The 19,497-nt window shown below is 67.6% G+C and carries 16 protein-coding genes; 11 read left to right on the top strand and 5 right to left on the bottom strand.

The window, feature by feature from the left end:
- Nucleotides 1–10: 10 nt before the first annotated feature.
- Nucleotides 11–1,363: a glucarate dehydratase gene (gene gudD / locus QZM72_RS34290; RefSeq protein ID WP_301740318.1), complete on the bottom strand. Its 1,353-nt coding sequence runs from the start codon at nt 1,361–1,363 to the stop codon at nt 11–13.
- A 352-nt stretch (nt 1,364–1,715) separates the two neighbouring features.
- Between gudD and QZM72_RS34285 the strand changes: the two genes are divergently transcribed.
- A complete protein-coding gene (locus QZM72_RS34285) occupies nt 1,716–2,465 on the top strand; it encodes a FadR/GntR family transcriptional regulator (RefSeq protein ID WP_089467013.1) in 750 nt (249 codons plus the stop codon).
- A gap of 139 nt (nt 2,466–2,604) precedes the next feature.
- On the opposite strand, the gene QZM72_RS34280 is transcribed toward QZM72_RS34285, so the two are convergent.
- The 3 genes from QZM72_RS34280 to pdxY form a co-directional block, all read right to left on the bottom strand.
- The gene (locus tag QZM72_RS34280; RefSeq protein WP_089467014.1) at nt 2,605–3,753 is read right to left on the bottom strand and encodes a branched-chain amino acid ABC transporter substrate-binding protein; all 1,149 of its coding nucleotides are present in this window, start codon (nt 3,751–3,753) and stop codon (nt 2,605–2,607) included.
- Between the two features lie 368 nt (nt 3,754–4,121).
- Nucleotides 4,122–6,266, bottom strand: coding sequence for a phosphocholine-specific phospholipase C (locus QZM72_RS34275; protein WP_301740317.1), 2,145 nt, complete (start codon nt 6,264–6,266; stop codon nt 4,122–4,124).
- Nucleotides 6,267–6,595: 329 nt separating this feature from the next.
- Nucleotides 6,596–7,456 carry a pyridoxal kinase PdxY gene (pdxY, locus tag QZM72_RS34270; RefSeq protein ID WP_050011428.1) on the bottom strand — a complete coding sequence of 287 codons (861 nt, stop codon included), beginning with the start codon at nt 7,454–7,456 and terminating at the stop codon, nt 6,596–6,598.
- A gap of 184 nt (nt 7,457–7,640) precedes the next feature.
- On the opposite strand from pdxY, the gene QZM72_RS34265 reads away from it, so the two are divergent.
- The gene (locus QZM72_RS34265; RefSeq protein ID WP_301740316.1) at nt 7,641–8,702 is read left to right on the top strand and encodes an alpha/beta fold hydrolase; all 1,062 of its coding nucleotides are present in this window, start codon (nt 7,641–7,643) and stop codon (nt 8,700–8,702) included.
- Nucleotides 8,703–8,738: 36 nt separating this feature from the next.
- Here QZM72_RS34265 and QZM72_RS34260 read toward each other — a convergent pair whose 3' ends face one another.
- Nucleotides 8,739–9,737: an LLM class flavin-dependent oxidoreductase gene (locus tag QZM72_RS34260; protein ID WP_301740315.1), complete on the bottom strand. Its 999-nt coding sequence runs from the start codon at nt 9,735–9,737 to the stop codon at nt 8,739–8,741.
- Between the two features lie 638 nt (nt 9,738–10,375).
- On the opposite strand from QZM72_RS34260, the gene hpnI reads away from it, so the two are divergent.
- From hpnI to QZM72_RS34215, 9 genes are all read left to right on the top strand, one after another.
- A complete protein-coding gene (gene hpnI, locus QZM72_RS34255; RefSeq protein WP_301740314.1) occupies nt 10,376–11,551 on the top strand; it encodes a bacteriohopanetetrol glucosamine biosynthesis glycosyltransferase HpnI in 1,176 nt (391 codons plus the stop codon).
- A gap of 133 nt (nt 11,552–11,684) precedes the next feature.
- Nucleotides 11,685–13,127, top strand: coding sequence for a hopanoid biosynthesis associated radical SAM protein HpnJ (gene hpnJ / locus QZM72_RS34250; protein WP_367620052.1), 1,443 nt, complete (start codon nt 11,685–11,687; stop codon nt 13,125–13,127).
- A 3-nt stretch (nt 13,128–13,130) separates the two neighbouring features.
- Nucleotides 13,131–14,015 (top strand): hopanoid biosynthesis-associated protein HpnK, encoded by an 885-nt coding sequence (gene hpnK / locus QZM72_RS34245; protein ID WP_301740312.1) that lies wholly within the window; start codon nt 13,131–13,133, stop codon nt 14,013–14,015.
- A complete protein-coding gene (locus tag QZM72_RS34240) occupies nt 14,012–15,061 on the top strand; it encodes a lysylphosphatidylglycerol synthase domain-containing protein (RefSeq protein ID WP_301740311.1) in 1,050 nt (349 codons plus the stop codon). The genes hpnK and QZM72_RS34240 overlap by 4 nt, the downstream gene beginning before the upstream one ends.
- Before the next feature lie 86 nt (nt 15,062–15,147).
- Nucleotides 15,148–15,702, top strand: coding sequence for a hypothetical protein (locus tag QZM72_RS34235; protein WP_089467022.1), 555 nt, complete (start codon nt 15,148–15,150; stop codon nt 15,700–15,702).
- Between the two features lie 363 nt (nt 15,703–16,065).
- Complete coding sequence (locus tag QZM72_RS34230; RefSeq protein ID WP_012328180.1) at nt 16,066–16,755, top strand: ABC transporter permease; 690 nt, start codon at nt 16,066–16,068, stop codon at nt 16,753–16,755.
- Entirely contained in the window at nt 16,752–17,465 is a 714-nt protein-coding gene (locus QZM72_RS34225; protein WP_006476443.1) for an ABC transporter permease, read from the top strand. The genes QZM72_RS34230 and QZM72_RS34225 overlap by 4 nt, the downstream gene beginning before the upstream one ends.
- A 20-nt stretch (nt 17,466–17,485) precedes the next feature.
- Entirely contained in the window at nt 17,486–18,286 is an 801-nt protein-coding gene (locus QZM72_RS34220) for an ABC transporter ATP-binding protein (protein ID WP_301740309.1), read from the top strand.
- Between the two features lie 21 nt (nt 18,287–18,307).
- Nucleotides 18,308–19,348: a GlxA family transcriptional regulator gene (locus QZM72_RS34215; protein WP_089467024.1), complete on the top strand. Its 1,041-nt coding sequence runs from the start codon at nt 18,308–18,310 to the stop codon at nt 19,346–19,348.
- The last annotated feature ends 149 nt before the right edge of the window (nt 19,349–19,497 follow it).

The following is a 19,497-nucleotide window of genomic DNA, read 5'->3' as shown; positions in this document are numbered from 1 at the left end:
CGGCCCGTGCTCAGCGCACGAGGCACGGGCGCTTGTTGTTGAACGTCCAGCCCGGGACCAGGTACTGCATCGCCGCCGCGTCGTCGCGGGCGCCGAGGCCGTGCTGCTTGTACAGCTCGTGCGCGAGCGCGACCGCATCCATGTCGATGTCGATGCCGAGCCCCGGCCGCTTCGGTACTTCCACCAGCCCGTTCTCGATCTTCAGCGGCTCGCGCGTCAGCCGTTCGCCGTCCTGCCAGATCCAGTGCGTGTCGATCGCGGTGACCTGGCCCGGCGCCGCGGCCGCGACGTGCGTGAACATCGCGAGCGACACGTCGAAGTGGTTGTTCGAATGCGAACCCCACGTGAGGCCCCAGTCGCGGCACATCTGCGCGACCCGCACCGAGCCCTGCATCGTCCAGAAGTGCGGGTCGGCGAGCGGGATGTCGACGGCGTGCAACTGTACCGCGTGACCCATCTGCCGCCAGTCGGTGGCGATCATGTTGGTCGCCGTCGGCAGCCCCGTCGCGCGGCGGAATTCGGCCATCACCTCGCGGCCCGAGTAACCGTTCTCCGCCCCGCACGGATCTTCCGCATACGCGAGCACGTGGTGCTGATCGCGGCACAGCCGCACGGCCTCGTCGAGCGACCAGGCGCCGTTCGGATCGAGCGTCACGCGCGCGTCGGGGAAGCGCTCGGCGAGCGCCGTCACGGCTTCGATCTCGCGCGCGCCTTCGAACACGCCGCCCTTCAGCTTGAAGTCGTTGAAGCCGTAGCGTGCATGCGCGGCTTCGGCGAGCCGCACGACGGCCTCCGGCGTCAGCGCCGCCTCGTCGCGCACGCGGGTCCAGTCGTCGGTCGCGCCGCGACCGTCGCGATAGGGGAGCGCCGTCCTGGTGCGATCGCCGACGTAGAACAGGTAGCCGAGCATCTCGACGCGCTCGCGTTGCTGGCCTTCGCCGAGCAGCGCGGCGACCGGCACGCCGAGATGCTGGCCGAGCAGGTCGAGCAGCGCGGCTTCGAGCGCGGTGACCGCGTGGATCGTCGTGCGCAGGTCGAAGGTCTGCAGCCCGCGGCCGCTCGCGTCGCGGTCGGCGAAGGTGCGCCGCACGTCGTTGAGCACCGCATGATAGTTGCCGACCGGCTGGCCGACGACGAGCGCGCGCGCGTCGTCGAGCGTGCGGCGGATGCTCTCGCCGCCCGGCACCTCGCCGACGCCCGTGCGACCCGCGCTGTCCTTCAGGATCACGAGGTTGCGGGTGAAGAAGGGGCCGTGCGCGCCGCTCAGGTTGAGCAGCATGCTGTCGTGGCCGGCGACCGGAATCGCTTGCAGGTCGACGATGCGCGGCGTGTCGGGGGAGGGCGAGGCAGTGACGGCGTTCATGGGCGGCGATGGCGAAAGAGTAGGCGATGCCGTGCGGCAAAAGCTTTGCCGCGCGCGGCGGGAGGTGCGATCATTCGACAACCGACGTGCGCGGCGCGCAAGCCCCGCATGTCGACGCAACGGGGTGGCAGCGACAACCGGGCCCATGGAGCGCAGCACACGAACAGGGGCCGGATCGTTACGCACGGGACCAGGCGGGGCTGAATAGCCGACCTGAGTCGACAGGAGAACCGTGCATAGATCATCAGTCGTCGGATGACTTGTGACGCAGTATAATGAATCATCGGCTTTCGCTCAAACCCCGCGTAAACCCTCGGCTCACATTACGATCATTCAAAAAGGAACCGGCCACATGTCCGTGCCTACGCTTCCCGCAGCGCCGCGCCGTCGCGCACGCAGCCTCGCACAAGATGTCGTCGACGCGCTGACCGCGCAGATCGAAAACGGCACGCTGCGTCCCGGCGACAAGCTGCCGACCGAAACCGAAGTCATGGCAGCGCAGGGCGTGAGCCGCACGGTCGTGCGCGAGGCGATCTCGCGGATGCAGGCGAGCGGCCTCGTCGAGACGCGCCACGGCATCGGCAGCTTCGTGCTCGAGCCGTCGCGCCGCCAGACGCTCGGCATCGATCCCGCGACGATCACGACGCTGCGCGACGTGCTCGCGGTGCTGGAGCTGCGCATCAGTCTCGAAAGCGAGTGCGCGAGCCTGGCCGCGCAGCGCGCGAACGACACCGACCTCGCCGCGCTGCGGCGCGCGCTCGACGCGATCGCGACGGGCGCGGGCGGCGGCCGCGACACCGCGCAGCTCGATTTCCAGTTCCACCTGCAGATCGCGCAATCCACCGGCAACCGCTATTTCGTCGACATCATGACGCAGCTCGGCACGTCGATCATCCCGCGCACGCGCGTGAATTCGGCGCGCTTTGCCGGCGACGATCTCGAGCGTTACGTCGGCCGGCTGAATCACGAGCACGAGGACATCTACGAGGCGATCGCGCGCCACGACCCGGAAGCGGCCCGCGCCGCGATGCGCACGCACCTCACGAACAGCCGCGAGCGGCTGCGCCGCGCGCACGAGGCAGCCGAGGCCGAGGCGGGCTGACCTGCGTCGCGGCGGCTCGCGACTGTCGCGGGCCCGCTCTCGTCGTCGGTTCAACATCAGTCGTCGTATGAGGTCGGCGTAGCCGTGTCGATCTTCGCGGCCAAGCGGCGTTCCCGCCGCCGGCCGCCTGCCTCGCCGATCAACCTCCCTTCGTCACGATCGTCTTCCACGCACCGTTCTTCACCTGGTACAGCGTCGACATCCCGCTCTTCAGCGAGCCGTCGTTCGCGAACGAGATGCGGCCGGTCACGCCTTCGAAGTCGACTTTCTTGAGCGCCGGGCGATAGACCTTCGGGTCGGTCGAGGCGGCCGCCTGCATCGCCTTGATGGCCGCCCACGCCGCGTCATAGCCGAACTGCGCGTACGACAGCACGTCGACGCCGAAGCGCTTCTTGAAGCGCGCCTCGAAATCCTTTCCCTGCGGCAGCTCGTCGAGCGGCCGGCCGTATTCCCATGCCATCGCGCCTTCGGCGGCCGGGCCCGCGATCTTGATGAACTCGTTGTCCTTCACGCCGCCGCCGCCGACGAACTGCGCGTTCAGCCCGAGCTGGCGCATCTGCTTGATGAAGTTCGCGGCAAGCGAATCGAGGCCGCCGAAGAAGATCAGGTCCGGGTTCTTGCCCTTCAGGCTCGTGATCTGCGCGCGGAAATCGACCGCCTGGTTATTGGTGAACTCGCGGCCGATGATCGTGCCGCCGGCGGCCTTCACGGCCTTCTCGAACTCGTCGGCCTCGCCCTGGCCGAACGCGGTGCGGTCGTCGATGATCGCGATGCGCTTCGCCTTCGTCACGTCGACCGCGTACTTGCCCGCGTTGCCGGCGTTCTGGCCGTCGGTCGCGATCACCATGAACATGTTCGCGAGCCCGCGCGACGTGAGCGTCGGATTGGTTGCGGCCGGGTCGATCACCGGAATGCCGGCCTTGTCGTAGACGACCGACGCCGGAATCGTCGTGCCCGAGTTGAAGTGGCCGACCACGACCGACACGTTCTGGTCGACCAGCGCCTGCGCGGCCTGCACGCCGATGCGCGGGTCGGCCTGGTCGTCCTGCACGACGAGATTGAAGTGGGCGGGCTTGCCGGCGATCTGCACCTTCTGCGCGACCGCATCGTCGAGCGCGAGCTGCACGCCGTTTTGCAGATCCTTGCCGTAGCCGGCGTTCACGCCCGTGAGCGGCGCGGCGAAGCCGACCTTCACGTCGGTTGCGTCGGCAGCCTGGGCGGCCTGTTGCGAGAGGAGGGCAAGCGCGGATGCAATGGACACCGACAGCAGGGAATGACGGAATTTCATGTTGTTCCTCTTGTTCGACACCGGCGAGTGGGTACCGCGCGCGTCCGGGCGGGCCGGGCGCGTGCGACGGGCGGGCGGTTCGACCGCTTCTCGGAATCGGGCGGGGAGGTCGGCATCGTGATCCTCGGAAACGTCTCCCGTCAGGCTCCGCGAAGAGCCCCGATTGCATCGATATATAGGTCGCCGATATGCGCGGGTCTTGGAAATTTGCCGCGCATTCGATGCGGATTTGCGCATAGCTTCCGCGCGAGCACGGGCGGCCGGTATCGGGAGTTTCCCGTCGCGAACGGAACGGGCAGAAAGAGGGGGGCGGTGCGGGCTAAAAACGCGGCGCGGCCCGCCGGGGCCGCGCCGCGCGTGGGGCGGCGTCAGTCGGCCAGGGCGTCCGACGCGGCTTCGGCGTCGTCGTGCGACGCGGTCGTGCGGATCAGCGGGTCGCTGGTGCTCGGGCGGCCCGTTTCGACGTGGCCCGCGAAGCGGCGCAGGAAGCCGAGCAGGCGGCCGTCGCTGACGGTGAGGTCATACCAGCCGTGGCTGCCGCGCAGATCCCAGTAGTCGTCGACGTGCGCGCCCGGCGCAAGGTCGAACGTGCGCGCGTGACCGTGGCCGTACGCGTTCGTGACCTTCAGCCGCACGGCCTTGTGCCCGCGGTTCATCAGGCGCAGCGTGATGTTGCCGTTCGCGACGTCGTAGCCGTAGATCACTTCGGGGTTCACGTTCGCGCTGCCGGTGCCGGTCGCGAACGGGCCGCGGAAATGGCAGTAGAAGCCGTTCGGGCCGTACACGTCGAGGTCGTACAGGCCGAGCGACGCGGCGGCGCTCCACGTATCGGCGACGCGTTTGCCGGCTTCGACCGTGTATGCCCACGGGCCGTCGACGCGGTTGCGCGACTGGACCTGGAACGCGGCGCCCGCCCGGCCCGTGTTCGCGAAGGTCAGCCGGAACTGGCCGTTCGCGGCTTCGACGCGGCCGTGCACGAACAGCTCGTACGGCAGCGCGCGCGCCGGACGCAGGCCGGCCTCCTGTTTCGGCAGCGTCTGCAGCACCGGCGGCACCGGGATGTAGTCGGGATGGCGCGCGCGGTCGGGCGGCGCGTAGCCGCTCGTGTCGGGCAGCGTCGGCCACGCGGCGTCCGCGGTCGCGAAGTCGAACGCCGACGTCAGGTCGCCGCACACCGCGCGGCGCCACGGCGACACGTTGGCGGCCGTGACCGGATACTGCGCGCCGAAGCGCGCCTCGATGAATTGCAGCAGCGACGTGTGATCGAACGTCTGCGAGCAGACCCAGCCGCCCTTGGTCCACGGCGACACGACGAGCATCGGCACGCGCGGCCCGAGCCCGTACGGGCCGGCCATGTGCGACGCGTCGCCGGTGAACACCTCGTTGGTCGTCGCGACCGTGGACAGCCCGTTGTCGCGCGACTGCGGCGCGAACGGCGGCGCCACGTGGTCGAAGAAGCCGTCGTTTTCGTCGTACGTGATGAAGAGCGCGGTCTTGCTCCACACCTCCGGATTCGACACGAGCACCTTCAGCACCTGCTCGATGTACCACGCGCCGTAGTTCGCCGGCCAGTTCGGGTGCTCGGAATAGGCTTCCGGCGCGCAGATCCACGACACCTGCGGCAGCGTGCCGTTCTTCACGTCCTGCTGCAGCACGTCGAACAGCGTGCCGCCGGCGCTGATGTTGGTGCCGGTGCGCGCCTTGTCGTACAGCGGCGTGCCGGGCAGCGCGGTGCGGTACTGGTTGAAGTAGAGCAGCGCGTTGTCGCCGTAGTTGCCGATGTACGGGTTCTGCGTCCAGCCCCACGAGCCGTTCGCGTCGAGCCCGGTGCCGACGTCCTGGTAGATCTTCCACGACACGCCGGCCTGTTCGAGCACTTCCGGGTAGGTCGTCCAGCCGTAGCCTTTTTCCTCGTTGCCGAGCACCGGGCCGCCGCCCGTGCCGTCGTTGCCGACGTAGCCCGTCCACATGTAGTAGCGGTTCGGGTCGGTCGAGCTCGGGATCGCGCAGTGGTACGCGTCGCAGATCGTGAACGCGTCGGCGAGCTGATAGTGGAACGGGATGTCGTCGCGCTTCAGGTACGCCATCGTCGTGGTGCCCTTGTTCGGCACCCACTGGTCGTAGCGGCCCTTGTTCCAGGCGGCGTGCATGTCCTGCCAGCCGTGCGGCAGATCCTGCAGGAACTGCAGGCCGAGCTTGTCGGCGCCCGGGTGGAACGGCAGCAGTTCGGCCGGGCCGACGGGCTGGTGAAACACCGACTTGCCGTTCGCGAGGCGCAGCGGGCGCGGGTCACCGAAGCCGCGGACACCGCGCATCGTGCCGAAGTAGTGGTCGAACGAACGGTTCTCCTGCATCAGGATCACGATGTGTTCGATATCGCGGATCGTGCCGGTACGGCGGTTCGCGGGAATCGCGAGCGCATCGCGGATCACGGGCGGAAACAGGTTCAGCGCGGCGGCGCCGGCAGTGCCGGCGGCGACGCGCAGGAAGTCACGACGGTTCGATCGGGTCATGGTCGTTATCGTGGGGTAAAGAGGGAGCCGATTGGCGGGACCTGCGGGAACGGCGCACACCGGGTCGCAGGATGCGGCTGCGCCGGTGCGTGCCGCCGCGAGCATAGCGAGGAATCGGTGTCATTCATGTGAAGTCCGGAAACGTTTGCACGCGTGAATCAGGTCGCGGCCGGCGGTGCGCCGCCGCACGGACTGCGGGAAGCGGCGGCGGGCGAGGCGCGGCACACGGAGAACAGCGGGAACAGCGGAACAGCGGAACAGCGAGGGAGTAGCAGGACGGCTGAGGCGCAGCGGCGGGCCGCCGCGGCGAGGAGGGCGATACGCACGCGTCAGGCGTCGGTCACCCACGCGCCGAACCATTCGCTCGGCCGCGCGATTTCGTCCTGCGCGGCGACGAGCTCGAGCTCGTAGCGGCGTGCGTCGTAGGTGGCCTTCACGACCGCGTGCACGGCCGCGAGCGTGTGTTCGAACGCGGCGCGCACCGAGTCGCCGCGCAGCCGGCACGCGACGAAGATCGCACTGGTCAGGTCGCCGACGCCGACCGGATGGCGCGGAAACGCATACAGCGGCCGCTGGCCGATCCACGCTTCGGTTTCGGTGACGGCGAGCATGTTGAAACGGTCGGCCGGGCTGTTGCGGTCGTGCAGGTGCTTGACGAGGATGATCTTCGGGCCGCGGCGGATCAGCGCGCGGCACGCGTCGACGGCTTCCGCGACGGTCTCGATGCGTCGCCCGGCGAGCTTCTGCAGTTCGGTATGGTTCGGCGACATGCCGTCCGCGAGCGCCGGCACCTCCTGGACGATGAATTCCTCGACGCCGGGCTCGGGCCGGACGCCGCCCGTCTGGCCCATCGCCGGATCGCAGAAGTACCACGCGTTCGGATTCATCGCCTTCACCGAGCGCACGATCTCGACCGCCGCGCGTGCCTGCGGCGGCGAGCCGAGGAAGCCGGACAGCACCGCGTCGCACCGCTTGAGCGCGCCGATGGCGGCGATGCCGTCGACGAGCTGTTCCATCTTCGCGGCGTCGATCGCGCTGCCGGCCCAGTGGCCGTACTGCATGTGATTCGACAACTGGACGGTGTTGAGCGGCCAGACGTTGACGCCGAGGCGCTGCATCGGGAACACGGCCGCACTGTTGCCGGCATGGCCGTAGATGACGTGCGACTGAATGCTGAGGACGTTTTTCATGGGAATTCGCCTGCACGCGTTTCAGGGTCACGTCACACGATACCCGAGTTCGTCGTACGCGCGGAAGTCGCGCGGCGCTGGAGTGTTGCGCGCCGTCGTCACGCGACCGCGTAGAATCGCGGGGCGCGAGACAGCCGCGCTGCAACCCGGCTGCCCGCGCGCGTCTCCACTCACCGTGATCGCCATGCTTTCGATTTGCAAGATCCTGTCTGTCGCGCGCGCCGCCGTGTTCGGCGCGAGCGCCGCCGCCGCGTGCGCGATGCCCGTTGCGGCCGTCGCCGCGCCGCCCGCCGCCAACGAAGGGCCCGCGTACGGCCCGCGCCTGGAAGGGTTCGCGTATCCGGCGCCCGTGCACGAATATGCGTTCGTGTCGCAGCGCGAAACCCTCGAGATGGCGTACCTCGACGTGCAGCCCGCGCACCCGAACGGCCGCACCGTCGTGCTGCTGCACGGCAAGAACTTCTGCGCGGCGACCTGGGAGGACACGATCGGCGTGCTGAGTCGCGCCGGCTATCGCGTGATCGCGCCGGACCAGATCGGCTTCTGCAAATCGTCGAAACCCGAGCGCTACCAGTACAGCTTCCAGCAACTCGCGCGCAACACGCACGCGCTGCTCGAATCGGTCGGCGTGAAGTCGGCGACGATCGTCGGCCACTCGACGGGCGGGATGCTCGCGATCCGCTACGCGCTGATGTATCCGAAGGCGACCGACCAGCTCGTGCTCGTGAATCCGATCGGCCTCGAGGACTGGAAGGCGCTCGGCGTGCCGCCGCTGTCGGTCGACTACTGGTATGCGCGCGAGCTGAAGACCAACGCCGACGGTATCCGCCGCTACGAGCAGGCGACCTACTACGCGGGCAAGTGGTCGCCGTCGTACGAGCGCTGGGTGCAGATGCTCGCCGGCATGTATCGCGGCGCGGGCCGCGACGCGGTCGCGTGGAACTCCGCGCTGATCTACGACATGATCCTCACGCAGCCGGTGGTCTACGAATTCGGTGCGATTCGCGTGCCGACGCTGCTGATGATCGGCGACAAGGACACGACCGCGATCGGCAAGGACGTCGCGCCGCCCGACGTGCACGCGAAGCTCGGCCGCTATCCGGAGCTCGCGAAGCGCACGCAGGCCGCGATTCCCGGCGCGCAGCTCGTCGAATTCCCGGCGCTCGGCCACGCGCCGCAGATCCAGGACCCGGACGCGTTCCACAAGGCGCTGCTCGACGGGCTGGACGCCGTGCGCCCGCAGTGAGGCGGCGCGGGCGGGCGGCCGCGCGCGGTCGTGCCGTCAGCTTGCCTCGTTCGCGAGTTCGTCGCGGATCTGCGCGGCCAGTTCGAACGAACGCAGCCGCGCGGCATGATCGTAGATCTGCGCGGTGATGATCAGCTCGTCGGCGCCCGTCTGTGCGATACGGTCGCGCAGCTTGTCGCGGACCGTGTCGCGCGAGCCGACCGCCGCGAACGACAGCGAATGCGCGACGGTCGCGAGTTCGAGTTCGTTCGCCTCGAGCGCGTCGACGGGCGGCGGCAGCTTCCCCGGCGTGCCGCGCCGCAGGTTGATGAACTGCTGCTGCAGCGACGTGAACAGGCGCCGCGCCTCGTCGTCGGTCTCGGCCGCGAACACGTTGACGCCCACCATCGCATGCGGCTTCGGCCAGGCGGCCGACGGCCGGTACTGCGCGCGATAGATCTCGAGCGCCCGCATCAAATAGTCGGGCGCGAAGTGCGACGCGAACGCGAACGGCAGCCCGAGCATCGCCGCGAGTTGCGCGCTGAACAGGCTCGAACCGAGCAGCCACACCGGGACGTCGAGCCCCGCGCCGGGCACCGCGCGCACGCGCTGGCCGGGTACGGGCTCCGCGAAGTAGCGTTGCAGCTCGGCGACGTCGTCCGGAAACGAATCGGCGCTGCCGATCAGGTCGCGGCGCAGCGCGCGCGACGTGGTCTGGTCGGTGCCGGGCGCGCGGCCGAGGCCGAGGTCGATGCGCCCCGGATACAGCGACGCGAGCGTGCCGAACTGCTCGGCGATCACGAGCGGTGCATGGTTCGGCAGCATGATGCCGCCCGAGCCGACCCGGATCGTCTGCGTGGCGCCCGCGACGTGGCCAATCACGACGGCGGTGGCCGCACTCGCGATGCCCGGCATGTTGTGATGCTCGGCCAGCCAGTAGCGCCGGTAGCCCCAGCGTTCCGCGTGCTGCGCGAGATCGACGGTGTTGCGGAACGCCTGCGAGGCGTCGGCGCCGGCCGGAATGGGGGCGAGATCGAGTACGGAAAACAGTGTCATCGGAAGACCTTCGAAAACGGGGTGGCGTGGTGATGCGCTGACGCAACAGACGCCGACGATTTTGCCAAAGGGTTCCGGAACGTGCTGGTGGCGCGAGGATACCCATGCGCCTTACAGGGGCGCAGGTTGCTTCCGACAATCGTTGCGAAAATCAATCTAATCACCGATTAATTACCAAACTTTACGGCGATTGGAAGTGAAACCGCGTCGACACACAAATTTGCACGAAACGTTTGATTTTAAAGACTGCAATACGCCTGCAAAGTGCTTACGCTACCGTGAACGTGGCCGGGCCGATCAGGCTCGTCGATCCCTCAGCTTTGCCGGAATTGCACTAGTCCGTTTCGCGTAGCGCCGAGCGCGGGGGGGCGCAGACTGCTAAAATCCGCCGCCTGCCCATCTTGTGCCGATGGAGCCATTCGAGTCTTCCCGCATGCCGTCCGGGCGCTGCGCGGGGATACGCCACGCGAAGCCGGGCATGGCAGAACCCGAACAACGGGTCGCGCCTCCCCCATTACAGACGCTGCAGGAACAAGGAGTCGGGTCGTGCCCGCGTTCGTCGTCGTCGGAATACCGCATCACGTTCAATCACGCTCAAGCGTTTGCCATGGCGCCCGCGTCGCCGGGAGGCATCGCGCATGACGCCTACCGCCACGCTGCTCGACTGGCTCCTGATCGCGTTCACGCTGGCCGCGGCCGGCTATGCGCTCGTCGCGGCCTTCGCGCCGCGGCCGCGCACACCGCGCACGGCCGCGCGCGACGGCTTCGAGCCGGTCAGTGTGTTGAAGCCGCTGTGCGGCGCGGAGCCGCACCTGTATGAAAACCTCGCGACCTTCTGCGTGCAGCGCCATCCTCGCTACGAGGTGCTGTTCGGCGTCGCATCGTCGGCCGATCCGGCCGCGGCCGTCGTCGAGCGGCTGCGCGCCGATCATCCGGATTGCGACATCACGCTCGTGATCGACGCGCGCGTGCATGGCAAGAACCTGAAAGTCAGCAACCTGATCAATCTCGCCGAGCGCGCGAAATACGGCCGCATCGTGATCGCGGACAGCGACATCGCGGTGCAGCCCGACTATCTGGAGCGCGTGACGGCGCCGCTCGCCGACCCGTCGGTGGGGGTCGTCACGTGCCTGTATCATGCGCGCAGCGTCGGCGGCTTCTGGACGCGGATCGGCGCGCAATTCGTCGACGCGTGGTTCGCGCCGTCGGTGCGGATCACGCACCTCGGCGGTTCGAGCCGCTTCGGCTTCGGCGCGACGCTCGCGCTCACGCGCGACACGCTCGACCGGATCGGCGGTCTCTTCGCGCTGAAGGACGAGCTGGCCGACGATTTCTGGCTGGCCGAGCTGCCGCGCCGCCTCGGGCGCCGCACCGTGCTGTCCGAGGTCGACGTCGCGACCGACGTGATCGAACCGTCGTTCGGGCCGCTGTGGCACCGCGAGACGCGCTGGCTGCGCACGATCCGTTCGCTGAATCCGGCCGGCTTCGCGTTCCTGTTCATTACGTTTACCGTGCCGTGGCTCGCGATCGGCGCGCTGCTGGCATTGCGCCTCGACGGCACGTTCGCCGGCACGCTGGCGGGCGGCGCGGCCGCGCTCGGCGCATTCGGGCGGCTCGTGCTGCATGCGCGCGGCGAGGACGGCTGGCGCGCGTTCTGGCGCGACCTGCCGCTCGTCGCGGTGCGCGACACGCTGCTCGCGCTCGAGTGGCTCGCGGCCGCGTTCGGCACGCATGTGGTATGGCGCGGCGCCAGGATGACGGTCGTCGGCGGCGAACGCGCGACGGCGGCCGTGGAAGCAGTGGACGGCCGCTAGGGCCGTCGATCGAACCCGGCCCGCGGGCCGAGACGCGTCGCACGGCGAAGCCGCGCGGCGCGACACAACAGAGAGGCGGGCGCCGGCAGGGCGGCCCGCGGTTTTTGACTGAATCGTTGTAACGAAACGAACTATGCAGGCTACCGGAGCATTCATGAAAACGCTGTTCTTGCAGGCCCCTTCGTATGACGGCTTCGACGGCGGAGCCGGCTCGCGCTATCAGGCGAAGCGCGAAATCCGTTCCTTCTGGTATCCGACGTGGCTCGCGCAGCCGGCCGCGCTCGTGCCGGGCAGCCGCGTCGTCGATGCGCCGGCCGACGGGCTGTCGGTCGAGGAAACGCTGAAGATCGCCAACGACTACGACCTCGTGATCATCCACACGAGCACGCCGTCGTTCCCGACCGACGCGATGTTCGCGCAGGATCTGAAGAAGATGAAGCCGTCGATGCGGGTCGGCATGGTCGGCGCGAAGGTGATGGTCGATCCGCACAACTCGCTGACGGCGAGCGACGCGATCGACTTCGTGTGCCGCGAGGAATTCGACTACACCTGCAAGGAACTCGCCGAAGGCAAGCCGTTCCCCGAGATCAAGGGCTTGAGCTGGCGCGCGAAGGACGGCTCGATCGAGCACAACGAAGCGCGTCCGATCCTCGAGAACATGGACGAGCTGCCGTTCGTCGCGCCCGTCTACAAGCGCGACCTGAAGATCGACAACTACTTCATCGGCTACCTGAACTATCCGTACGTGTCGATCTACACGGGCCGCGGCTGCAAGTCGCGCTGCACGTTCTGCCTGTGGCCGCAGACGGTCAGCGGCCATCGCTATCGCACGCGCTCGGTCGAGAACGTGCTCGCGGAAGCGAAGTGGATCCGCGACAACATGCCGGAAGTGAAGGAACTGATGTTCGACGACGACACCTTCACCGACGACCTGCCGCGCGCCGAAGCCATCGCCATCGGCCTGGGCAAGCTCGGCATCACGTGGTCGTGCAACGCGAAGGCCAACGTGCCGTACAAGTCGCTGAAGATCATGAAGGACAACGGCCTGCGCCTGCTGCTGGTCGGCTTCGAATCGGGCGACGACCAGATCCTCGTGAACATCAAGAAGGGCGTGCGCACCGATTTCGCGCGCCGCTTCAGCGCGGACTGCAAGAAGCTCGGCATCAAGATCCACGGCACCTTCATCCTCGGCCTGCCGGGCGAGACGCAAGAGACCATCAAGAAGACGATCGAGTACGCGAAGGAAATCAACCCGCACACGATCCAGGTTTCGCTCGCCGCGCCGTATCCGGGCACGACGCTCTACAAGCAGGCCGTCGAAAACGGCTGGATGGAAGAGAACAAGACCATCAACCTGGTCAGCAAGGAAGGCGTGCAGCTCGCGGCGATCGGCTATTCGCACCTGTCGCGCGACGAGATCTATCACCATCTCGAGCAGTTCTATCGCCAGTTCTACTTCCGCCCGTCGAAGATCTGGGAAATCGTGCGCGAGATGCTGACGAGCTGGGACATGATGAAGCGCCGCCTGCGCGAAGGCGTCGAGTTCTTCCGCTTCCTGCGCGCGCACGAGGCCTGATTCGTGGCGACGCAGCGGGCGGCGCGGGCGCTGATCTTCACCGCGGACGACTTCGGGCTGCATCCGCGCGTCAACGCGGCGGTCGAGCGCGCGCATCGCGACGGCGTGCTGAACGCCGCGAGCCTGATGGTCGGCGCGAGCGCGGCGCAGGATGCGATCGAACGCGCGCGGCGGCTGCCGTCGCTCGCGGTCGGCCTGCATCTGGTGCTCGCGGACGGCCCGGCCACGCTGCCCGCGCATGACATTCCCGCGCTCGTCGGCCCCGACGGGCGCTTCGGCGACGCGATGGCGAAGGACGGCTGCCGCTTCTTCTTCCTGCCGCACGTGCGTGCGCAACTGCGCCGCGAGATCCGCGCGCAGTTCGACGCGTTCGCGGCGAGCGGCCTGCCGCTCGACCACGTGAACGCGCACAAGCATTTCCACCTGCATCCGACCGTGCTGTCGATGATCATCGAGATCGGCCGCGACTACGGGCTGCGCGCGGTGCGGCTGCCGTACGAAACGAGCGCGCCCGCGCTGCTCAAGCCGTGGATCGCGCTGGTGCGCGCGCGGCTCGATCGCGCGGGGCTCGCGCACAACGACTACGTGGTCGGCATCGCGCACACGGGCGCGATGGACGAGGCCGTGCTGCTCGACGCGCTCGCGAAGCTGCCGCCGGGCGTCGGCGAGATCTACTGCCATCCGGCCGAAGCCGGCGACGGCCCGATCACGCCGACGATGGCCAGCTACCGACCGGTCGACGAACTGGATGCGCTGCTGTCGCCGCGCGTTGCCGCCGCGCTGAAGGCGGCGGGCGTCGCGACCGGCGGCTTTGCCGACGTGTTCGGCGAGCCCGCGGCACGGCGCGGCGCGCCCGCGTCGCGCGCACCGGGAGCGCAGCCGTCATGAGCAAGTGGATCAAGTGGCTCGGCTGGCCGATCGGCATCGGCATCCTGCTCGCGCTGGGGCTGCACGAAGGCGTCGGCGACGTGACGCAGATGCTCGCGCGCGCCGGCTATGCGCTGCTGTGGCTCGTGCCGTTCCACGCGTTGCCGCTGCTGCTCGATGCATATGCATGGCATCAGTTGCTCGACCGGCGCGCGTCGCTGGCGTTCCTGTGGTGGATCGCGACCGTGCGCGAGGCCGTGAACCGGCTGCTGCCCGTGGTCGGGATCGGCGGCGAGATCGTCGGCATCCGGCTCGCGCGCTGGCAGGTGCCCGACGCGAGCCGTGTGACCGCGTCGGTGATCGTCGAGGTGCTCGTGACGATCGTGGTCCAGTACGCGTTCGCGGCGCTCGGCCTCGTGCTGCTGCTCGCGACGACCGACAACATGGGCGGCGGCACGATCGGCCTCGCGCTGCTGCTGACGCTGCCGTTGCCGGTGCTCGGCGTCGTGCTGATGCGGCGCGGCGGCGTCTTCCACGCGATCGAGCGTTTCGCGGGCCGCCTGCTCGGCGATTCGCACCGGCTGCTGCAGGGCGTCGACGGCCGCCGGCTCGACGCCGACATCGATTCGCTGATGTCGCGCACGGGCCTGCTGTTCAGCGCTTTTTTCTGGCAACTGGCCGGCTACGTGCTCGGCGCGCTCGAGATCTACTGGGCGCTCGCGCTGCTCGGCCACCCGGTGTCGATCGGCGGCGCGATCGCGATCGAGGCGATGACGCAGGCCGTGCGGCATGCGGCGTTCATGGTGCCGGGCGGGCTCGGCGTGCAGGAGGCGACCGTCGTGCTGCTCGCGCAGATGTTCGGCGTCGACCGCGAGACGGCGCTGTCGCTCGCGGTGGTCAAGCGCGGTCGCGAAGTGCTGTTCGGCTGCCTCGCGCTCGGCTCGTGGCAGCTTGCCGAGCTGATGCGCACGCGCGGCCGCCCAGGTGCGCCGCCGGCCGTGCCGCGCGCGGCGCCACCGGCGAATCGGGCGTCCGAAACCCCGGCCGAAACCGAAACGACGCATTGAACACCGGACGGGCCGCGCGGCCCGTCTCGCGCTTTCGGCGTCGCGCGGGTATCCTTCGCGTGTTTTCTCCACGCGCCATTCTTCTGATGATTTTCCGTTTCCCGCTGCTTTCCGTGACGATGCTGGCCGCCGCGCTGGCGTTGACCGGTTGCGACGACCAAGGCCATCTCGACGTGCAACGTATCAGCGACTTCTTCAACGCGATCAAGCCCGCGCCGCTGCTGCTCAAGGGGCTGAAGGTCGGCGAATCGACCGAGGCCGACGTGCGCGGCACGATGGGCAAACCGGAGACCGAGCGCACGTTTACCGATGGTTCGAAGCGTCTCGAATATCCGCGCGGCCCGATGGGCAACCAGACCTGGTTCGTCGACCTCGATGCGAACGGGCGCTACACGGGCGCGACCCAGGTGCTGACCGCCGAGAATTTCGCGAAAGTGCGCCCGGGGATGGACGAGGACGAGGTGCGGCGCCTGCTCGGCAAGCCCGGCGACGTCGCGCAGTATCCGCTGAAGCCCGAGACGGTCTGGAGCTGGCGCTGGCTCGAGGACGGCGTCAACACCGACGCGTTCTTCAACGTCCATTTCGGCCCGGACGGGCTCGTCTATACGACGTCGCGCTCCGACATCCTGAAAGGGCGGTGACGCTCACGCGCGGCGCTTGTGCAACCGGTCGCGCAGCGCGTCGCGGGCAGGAGCGAGCGATTGCACGGCGTGGCCCCGGACCTGCCCGTTCGGCCTGACGGCCCGCCCGGCGCTATATCGAAAAAGCGACCGGAAAATTGCAAAAAGCCCGCTTCCCGGCGTGTCATCGGACTGTCAGGAAGCGGGTTTTTTCCTTTTGAAACAGCGGCGTAGGCCGTGCGCGGAAATGATGGGATGAATTGTTGCGACGCAGCAATCGCGCGCACGGTGATTTGAGGCAAATAATTTCGCTTGCGACTATCCGCGTCAGCCCGGCGCGGGACAGGCATACGCGTCGGCATTCATTCAACTCTGGAGACGCGCGTGTTCCTTTACGGCTTTGGTCCCGTCCTCTGGGCCGGCACCGTGCAGACCATCGAGCTGTCGGTGCTGTCGCTCGCCACCGCGGTGGCGCTGGGGCTGATCGGCGCGGTGGCGAAGCTGTCGCACAACCGGGTGTTGCGAGCGATCGCGACCGGTTATACGACGCTGATCCGCTCGGTGCCCGATCTTGTGCTGATGCTGCTGCTGTTCTACAGCATCCAGATCTGGCTGAACCAGTTCACCGACCTCGTCGGCTGGAACCAGATCGACATCGATCCGTTCGTGGCCGGCGTGCTGACGCTCGGCTTCATCTACGGTGCGTATTTCACCGAGACGTTTCGCGGCGCGTTCCTGTCGGTGCCGCGCGGCCAGCTCGAAGCCGGTTCGGCCTACGGGATGAGCGGCGCGCGCGTGTTCGCGCGGATCATGTTTCCTCAGATGATGCGCTTTGCGCTGCCGGGCATCGGCAACAACTGGCAGGTGCTCGTGAAGGCGACCGCGCTGGTGTCGATCATCGGTCTCGCGGACGTCGTGAAGGCCGCGCAGGACGCCGGCAAGAGCACGTTCAACATGTTCTTCTTCATCCTCGTCGCGGCGCTGATCTATCTGGCGATCACGACCGTCTCCAACCTCGTGCTGATCCAGCTCGAGAAGCGTTATTCCATGGGCGTGCGGCACGCAGAACTATGATCGAGATCCTCCAGGAATTCGGCAAGGCGTTCCTTTTCTGGGACGGCCAGCGCCTGTCCGGCCTCGCGGTGACGCTGTGGCTGCTCGTCGCCTCGATTTCGCTCGGCTTCGTGTGCGCGGTGCCGCTCGCGGTCGCGCGCGTGTCGAGGAACAAGTGGGTGTCGATGCCGGTGCGGTTCTACACGTACGTGTTCCGCGGCACGCCGCTCTACGTGCAGTTGCTGCTGATGTACACGGGCATGTACAGCCTCGAGTTCGTGCGCTCGCACTCGCTGCTCGATGCGTTTTTCCGCAGCGGCTTCAACTGCGCGATTCTCGCGTTCGCGCTGAATACCTGCGCGTACACGACCGAGATCTTCGCCGGGGCGATTCGCGCGATCCCGCACGGCGAAGTCGAGGCGGCGCGGGCGTACGGGATGTCGCCGTTCACGATGTACCGCCGCGTGATCCTGCCGTCGGCGCTGCGCCGCGCGCTGCCGCTGTACAGCAACGAGGTGATCCTGATGCTGCACGCGACGACCGTCGCGTTCACCGCGACCGTGCCGGACATCCTGAAGGTCGCGCGCGACGCCAATTCCGCGACCTACATGGCGTTCCAGTCGTTCGGGATCGCCGCGCTGATCTATCTTGCGGTATCGTTCGCACTCGTCGCGGCGTTTCGCCGCGCGGAGCGCCACTGGCTCGCGTATCTCGCGGCCGCCCGTCATTGAATTACTTCGAGGAGAGCCAGTTGGCCGAGATCACTCAAACGAGCGCGTCCGCTTCCGTCAAGCTTGCCGCGGTCGACATCCACAAGCGCTATGGCGACAACGAGGTGCTCAAGGGCGTGTCGCTGAACGCGAAGGCCGGCGACGTCATCAGCATCATCGGCGCGAGCGGCTCGGGCAAGAGCACGTTCCTGCGCTGCATCAATTTTCTCGAGCGGCCGAATGCGGGGCAGATCGTCGTCGACGGCGAGGCCGTGCGCACGAAGGCCGACCGCGCCGGCGCGCTCGAAGTCGCCGATCACAAGCAGTTGCAGCGCATTCGCACGAAGCTCGCGATGGTGTTCCAGCACTTCAACCTGTGGGCGCACATGAACGTGCTCGAGAACGTGATGGAAGCGCCCGTGCACGTGCTCGGCATTTCGAAGAAGGAAGCCGAGGAGCGTGCGCGCGAGTACCTGGAGAAGGTTGGTCTGCCGCCGCGCGCCGAGAAGCAGTATCCGTCGCATCTGTCGGGCGGCCAGCAGCAGCGCGTGGCGATCGCGCGTGCGTTGGCGATGCATCCGGACGTGATGCTGTTCGACGAGCCGACCTCCGCGCTCGACCCGGAACTGGTGGGTGAAGTGCTGAAGGTGATGCAGAAGCTGGCCGAGGAAGGGCGCACGATGATCGTCGTCACGCACGAGATGGGTTTCGCGCGCAACGTGTCGAACCACGTGATGTTCCTGCATCAGGGGCGGACCGAGGAAGAGGGCGACCCGAAGAAGGTGCTGGTGCGTCCGCAGAGCGAGCGGCTCAAGCAGTTCCTGTCGGGCAGCCTCAAGTAACGCGACAGGGCAGGTTTCAACGTGGTACCGGTGTCTCGTCCCGCAGGCGCCACCCGCACGACGCAGGTGGCGATCGTTGCATTGCCGCCCGTGTCGATGTCGGGCGTGGGGCCGATCGTCGATGCGTTGAATCTTGCGAACGAGATCGACGGGCGGCTGTTGTACCGCTGGCAGGTATGTTCGTGGGACGGGCGGCCGGTGCCGCTGGCGGGCGGCGCGCAGTGGCATGCCGATGCGGCGTTCAACGATGCGATCGCGTGCGACTGGTTGATCGTCGTGTCCGAGCGGTTTCAGCAGTTTGCCGATTACCGGCTGTTTCTCGCGAGTCTCGCGCGGGTCGGGCAGCGCACGCCGGTCGTGACCGGGATTCATCACGGCGTGTGGTGGCTGGCGATGGCGGGGCAGCTTTCCGGCTATCGCGTGAGCGTGAACTGGGAGACGTATCAGCAATTCGCCGAGCAGTTCGAGCGGTCGATCGTCACGCAGCAGATCTTCGAGATCGATCGCGATCGGGCGACCTGTGCCGGTGGGCAGGCGACCGTCGATTTCATGTTGGCCATGATTGGCCGGGAACATGGGGTGGATCTCGCGGAGCGGATCGGCGATGCGCTGGGGGTCGGGGTTTTGCGCAGTGGCGAGGAGCGGCAGAGGATTCCTTTCGTGACGGCTCCGGGGGAGCGGCATCCTCGGCTCAATGATGCGTTGCTTTTGATGGAAGCCAACGTCGAGGATCCGCTTGCTACCGATGAGATCGCCGGGCTCGTGGGCGTTTCCCGGAGGCAATTGGAACGGCTCTTTCGGCAGTATCTCGGGGCGATGCCCTCCAAGTATTACCTCAATCTTCGGCTGCTCAAGGCCCGGACGCAGTTGCAGCGGACCAGTAAGTCCGTCGTTCAGGTTTCTCTCGCTTGTGGGTTCTCTTCTGCTGCGCACTTCTCTAACGCTTATCGCGAAAGGTTCGGGGTGACGCCTCGGGAGGATCGGCGGGCGTGGCTCGAAAAGCAGACGGGCGGCGGCAGCGAACCTCGGGCGGGGGCGCTCGTCGAGCGCGGGAAGGATTGAAGGTGGGGGGATTGGGTTGTTTGGTGGTCGGCTTAGGGTGTCGTGAAGCACCTGTGATCGTGTCGGTCTATTAGCGTCGCCCCTCCGCGGGGCAGCGGTCACTTTTCTTTGTCTTGCCAAAGAAAAGTAACCAAAAGAAAGGCGCTCGG

This window comes from Burkholderia sp. AU45388, from assembly GCF_030481585.1.
Lineage (GTDB): Bacteria > Pseudomonadota > Gammaproteobacteria > Burkholderiales > Burkholderiaceae > Burkholderia > Burkholderia sola.
Note: the sequence above shows the minus strand (reverse complement) of the source record. Positions and strands in the feature narration are given on the sequence as shown.